Here is a 5,826-nt window from a genome sequence, read left to right as displayed (position 1 = left end):
CTCGCGGCGCAGCCGCATCGGGTTCCGCCGGCCGTCCCAGCCGTTGAAGTCACCGATCACGCTCACCGAACGCGCGTTCGGCGCCCACACGGCAAAGCGCACGCCATCCACGCCGTCGATGGTCTTGGGCAAGGCGCCGAGCACGTCGTACAGGCCAAGATGCTTGCCTTCGGCAAGAAGATACAAATCGAAATCGGAGATCAGCATGCCGAAGCCGTAGGTATCGGCGATCTCCTGGGTACCGCCAGGCCAGCGGATGCGCAGCCGGTAAGGACCATCCTGGCCGAGCGTGCCGCTGAACAAGCCGCCCTCGCCTTCCGGGCTGAGTTCCGCGATCGCGTTGCCACGCCCGTCGATCGCCTGCACGCTGTGGGCGCCGGGTTGCAGTGCACGCAACACGCGGGTCGCGCCGCTGCCATGGGCCCCGAGCACGGCGAAAGGATCGCCATGCGTGGCATTGAGCAAGCTGGCGCGCTCGGCTTCGTCGATCGGCGGCGCGTGTGGTCGGAAAGGAGCGGTCATGCATCGAGCTCCCGTGTCAGGTCCGCCGCTTCCAGCCGCTCGACGATGGTGTGCAGTCCTGTCAGCGGCACCGCCAGCCAGTGCGGACGGTTGGCCGCCTCATAGGCCACCTCATAGGCGGCTTTCTCGATCAGGAAGAGGTCAAGCAACGGCTCTATCGCCTGTTCGTCGATCCATGGGAATGGCGCTGCCGCCAGCTCCGCACGGTAGGCCGCCAGGAAGTTTGCCGAAGCGCGGTCGCGGAAGGCGGTGAGGTAAGCCTCAAGGCGCTCATCGACCACGGGCGCCGCACCATCCTCGCCGCGGGCGGCTACGGCGGCCGCGTAGTCGAGCGAGCGCAACAGGCCTGCCACATCGCGCAGCGGCGAGGATTTCAGGCGGCGTTCGGCGACGCTGCGCGCCGGCTCGCCCTCGAAGTCGATGATGTAGGCGTCATCCTGTACCACAAGGATCTGGCCCAGGTGGAAGTCGCCATGGTGCCGGATAAGCAGGCCCGTGGCGGCCAGCGGCGCAATCTGGTCGACGCGCGACTTCAGTTCCTCGCGCTCGTTGCGCACCCGTGCGACACGCCTTGCGAGCTTCGCATCATCGCCTGCATCGAAGCCTTCGATGGCCGCGAATGCACGATCGATCTGCGCGTGGGCGGAAACCGCCCAGCGCCGGGTATCGGCTTCGGTCACGGGCGTCGGCGCAAACGCCATGTCGTCAGTGGGCCGGGCGAGCACCGCGTGCAGCTGAGCCAGGCGCGTACCCATCACCGTGGCGAAGGCGTCGTAACCGGCCAGCAGTTCCGTCTGCCGGTCGGCCTCGCTGGCGTGGGCGAATTCGTCGAAGCTGCGATGCAGGTAATCGAGCGTCCAGCGCCAGGCGTCGCCCTGGTTGCGCAGGAAACCCTGCAGCACGGCGAGCGTAGCTTCCTCGCCATCGCCACCCACGCGGCGCACCTCCCCCAGCAGCGGCGCGGTGTTGGCGTAGCCTGCGTGGGTGAGGTACCGGCTCACCTCCACTTCGGGATTGATCCCCGGGGTGATCCGCCGCACCACCTTCAATACGCCCTTGTCGGCGATGATCATGGAGCTATTGGATTGTTCGGCGGCCAGCCACCGGTTCTCCACATCCGTGGGAAAGTCGATCGCAGAAAGTCCCGCCTCGGCGAGGAAACGCAGCTTCGCCTTGCCGGCCTGCACGCTCTTGTCAGCGCGCAGCCCGCGTATCACGCCCGAGGCGAACGCATCGAGGGTGAAGCCATCGGTCAGGTAGCCGACGCGACGTCCACGGCGCACGCGGGCAAGGGCCAGCTGCGTGGAGCGCACGGGCGTGGGTTCATCCTCCCATACGATGCCCAGCGGCAGTACATAGCTTTCGTGCTCGCCATTTTTCAGTTCCACATCGAGTTCGGTAAGCACGAGATCTTCGCCGCGGTCGGGCCACTCGGCGACGTACTTCACGTGCACCGAGGCGATGCCGATGTCCTTGGCGCCGAACCAGCGGCGCATGGCCAGGTACGTGGGCAGGATATCGCGCTCAAGAACGCCCCTGTGATGGGACATCACCGGTCCCTCGGCGATCGCTCCGCGCAATACCAGCGTCTCGAAGTCGGGCATGGTTTCCGGCGTGGGCTCGTGCCACTCGGGAAGGGCTGCATTGGCGCACAGCTGGAAGGAATAGAAACCATACGGCGGGATGGTCAATAGGTACGGCAATGCACCCACCGGTGGGAACGACGAACCGCCCATGATCTCCACCGGCACGTGGCCGTCGAAGGCGGCGAGGTCAAGCTCCACCGCCTGCAGCGAGCGTGAAAGGTTGGCCACGCACAACACCTTCTCATCCTCCAGGATACGCAGGTAGGCCAGCACCTTGCGGTTGCCCGGATAGAGGAATTTCAGCTCGCCGCGGCCGAACGCCTTGTAACGCGAGCGCACCGCCAGCATGCGGCGCATCCAGTTCAACAGCGAATGCGGGTCGCGCGACTGTGCTTCCACGTTGACCGCCTGGAAGCCGTACAGCGGATCCATGATCGGCGGCAACACCAGGCTTGCCGGGTCGGCGCGGGAGAATCCACCGTTGCGGTCCACCGACCATTGCATCGGTGTGCGAACACCATCACGGTCACCCAGGTGGATGTTGTCGCCCATGCCTATCTCATCGCCGTAATAGAGCACCGGCGTGCCGGGCATGGACAACAGCAGCGCGTTCATCAGTTCGATTCGGCGCCGGTCGCGCTCGAGCAGCGGCGCCAGGCGCCGGCGAATGCCCAGGTTGATGCGTGCGCGGCGGTCGGCGGCATAGGTCTGCCAGAGGTAGTCGCGCTCGGAGTCGGTCACCATCTCCAGGGTGAGCTCATCGTGGTTGCGCAGGAAAATCGCCCACTGGCAGCGCTCGGGGATCGCCGGGGTCTGCCGCATGATGTCGGTGATCGGGAAACGGTCTTCGCGGGCGATGGCCATGTACATGCGCGGCATCAACGGGAAATGGAAGGCCATGTGGCACTCATCGCCGTTGCCGAAGTAATCCTGGGTATCTTCCGGCCACTGGTTGGCCTCGGCCAGCAGCATGCGATCGGGATAGTTGTCGTCGATCTCCTTGCGGATGATCTTCAGGATCGCGTGCGTCTCGGGCAGGTTCTCGTTGTTGGTACCCTCGCGCTCGATCAGGTAGGGCACCGCATCAAGGCGCAGTCCGTCCACGCCAAGGTCCAGCCAGAAACGCATCACATCGAGCACCGCCTTGATGACGGCGGGATTATCGAAGTTGAGGTCGGGCTGGTGCGAGAAAAACCGGTGCCAGAAATACTGGCCGGCAACGGCATCCCACGTCCAGTTCGATTTCTCGGTATCGATAAAGATGATCCGGGTGCCGTCGTAGGCCTCGTCGGTGTCCGACCATACATAGAAGTTGCGCGCCGCCGAACCTTTCCTTGCCGCCCTCGCCCGCTGGAACCACGGGTGCTGGTCGGAGGTATGGTTGATGACAAGCTCGGTGATCACGCGGATGCCGCGCTCGTGCGCCTCGGCAATGAAACGCTTCGCGTCGCCAAGCTTGCCGTAGTCTTCGTGCACCGCTTTGTACTCGGCGATGTCGTAACCATCGTCGCGCCTGGGGCTGGGATAGAACGGCAGCAACCAGAGGGTATTAACGCCCAGCTCGGCAATGTAATCGAGCTTGTCGATCAAGCCCTGGAAGTCTCCCACGCCGTCGTCGTTGGCGTCGAAGAACGACTTCAGATGCACCTGGTAGATCACCGCGTCCTTGTACCAGAGCGGATCGTCGGAGAACGCGACCTTCGATGCACTATTGCTTTTTGGTCGACGTACCATCGTTCAAGCTCCTTGGAAGGTGATGTGCCAGATCGCGTACGGCATGCCCTGCCCGAGCCACACATCCTGGCGGGCGCCGGACCAGGTGCTGAAGGCCTCGTGGATGAGGTCGTGCACCTGGACCGTGGCGCCATCGGGCAAGCCCCAGTCTGCCAGCGGCAGGTAGAAGTCGGTCGATTGCGCGGCGTGCGGATCCAGGTTGATCGCCACCAGCACGATGTCATCGCGGTCGGCGGTGGTCTTCTCGAACACCAGCACCTGCCCGTTGCCCGATGGCAGGAAACGCAGGTGACGGTGGCTTTGCAGGGCCGGATACTCGCGGCGGATGCGGTTGAGCTGGGTGATCTCGACCACGATGTTGCCGGGCATGGCGTAGTCGCGCGGACGGATCTCGTACTTTTCCGAGTCGAGGTATTCCTCCTTGCCCGGGATCGGCGTGCCCTCGCACAACTCAAAACCCGAATACATCCCCCACAGCCCGGACAACGTCGACGCCAGCGCTGCACGGATAAGGAAACCGGGCCGTCCGGAACGCTGCAGGAAGTAAGGATTGATGTCCGGCGTATTGACGAAGAAATTCGGCCGGAAGAAATCCTTCGGCGTCGTGGTGGTGAGTTCGGTCAGGTACTGGATGAACTCGTCTTTCGAATGGCGCCAGGTGAAGTAGGTATACGACTGGCTGAAGCCGGCCTTGGCCAGGCGGTACATCGGCTTGGGCCGGGTGAAGGCCTCGGACAGGAACAAGGTATCGGGGTACCGCGTACGCACATGGCGGATCATCCATTCCCAGAAGGGAAAAGGCTTGGTGTGCGGGTTGTCCACGCGGAACGTGCGCACGCCCTCGCCTGCCCAGTACAGCACCACATCGCACAGGGCCTGCCATAGCGACGGGATGGCGGCGTCGTTATAGAAGTCGACGTTGACGATGTCCTGGTACTTCTTCGGGGGATTCTCCGCGTATTTGATGCTGCCGTCGGGGCGGTAGTCGAACCAGTCGGGGTGTTCGGTCAGCCACGGATGATCCTGTGAACACTGGATGGCGAAATCCAGCGCCAGCTCCAGCCCATGGGCGGCGGCGGCGTCACGCAGCGCGCGGAAGTCTTCGATCGTGCCCAGTTGCGGGTGAATGTCGGCATGGCCACCCTCGTGGGAGCCGATGGCGTAGGGGCTACCCACATCGGTGTCGCCGGGTGTAAGGGTATTGTTCTTACCCTTGCGGAAGGCCTTGCCGATCGGATGGATCGGCGGGAAGTACAGCACGTCGAAACCCATCGCCTGGATATCCGGCAAGCGCTTGATCACGTCGCGGAAGCTGCCGTGGCGGTTGGCGTCGTCGGTGGCTGAGCGCGGGAAGAGTTCGTACCAGCTGGCGAACTCGGCCGCGCGACGATCCACTTCGAGCTTGAGTATGGGCGACTCCAGCGCAAAGGGACGCGGGTCCGCCGCGCGCATGACCGCCTCGGTGCCATGATCCAGGAGACGCTCAATGCGCTCGGGATCCGGCGCCTCGCCCAGAGCCGCCAGCAACACCTTTAGCGGTTTGGCAGTGGAGCCAGAGGCCGCCAGGAGGGTCTTCTCGACCAGGCGCCTGCCCTCCTCCAGCTCCAGGGGCACGGCGAGGCCGGCGTCCACCTTCGCCTTCAATTCATGATGATAGGTGCCGAAGGCATCGCGCCAGGCCACCACGCCATATTCATGACGGCCTATGCGCGATGGAATGAAGCTCGCGGTGTAACGGTCGTTGCTCAACAGTCGCATCGGCACTTCGCGCCACTGGCGTTCGTCAAGTGCGCGCCAACGGACCACCGCCGCCAACACGTCATGGCCATCCATGAAGATGTCGGCTTCGACGGTGACCGACTCGCCCACCACGCGTTTGGCTGGGAACCGGCCGCCGTCCACCTGTGGCGTCATCGCTTCGATGGCGATGCGCGGCATCGTGGTGGCGTCGTCGAGTTCGCGCCTGGCGGTGGCCGCGGCGATT

At 64.2% G+C, this 5,826-nt stretch carries 3 protein-coding genes; all 3 read right to left on the bottom strand.

The window, feature by feature from the left end; genetic code table 11:
• The coding region (locus VK519_RS06265; RefSeq protein WP_414692707.1) for a GlgB N-terminal domain-containing protein at positions 1-522 on the bottom strand (522 nt) is incomplete at its 3' end.
• Positions 519-3,842 (bottom strand): maltose alpha-D-glucosyltransferase, encoded by a 3,324-nt coding sequence (gene treS / locus VK519_RS06260; RefSeq protein WP_324348310.1) that lies wholly within the window; start codon positions 3,840-3,842, stop codon positions 519-521. The genes VK519_RS06265 and treS, both read right to left, overlap by 4 nt.
• A gap of 3 nt (positions 3,843-3,845) precedes the next feature.
• The coding region (locus tag VK519_RS06255) for an alpha-1,4-glucan--maltose-1-phosphate maltosyltransferase (RefSeq protein WP_324348308.1) at positions 3,846-5,826 on the bottom strand (1,981 nt) is incomplete at its 5' end.

This window comes from Pinirhizobacter sp., assembly GCF_035317885.1.
Taxonomy (GTDB): domain Bacteria; phylum Pseudomonadota; class Gammaproteobacteria; order Xanthomonadales; family Rhodanobacteraceae; genus Pinirhizobacter.
Note: the sequence above shows the minus strand (reverse complement) of the source record. Positions and strands in the feature narration are given on the sequence as shown.

Bases quoted from the DNA above. Each gene is read 5' to 3' on its own strand.
- treS (WP_324348310.1), bottom strand. From the start codon at position 3,842: ATGGTACGTCGACCAAAAAGCAATAGTGCATCGAAGGTCGCGTTCTCC.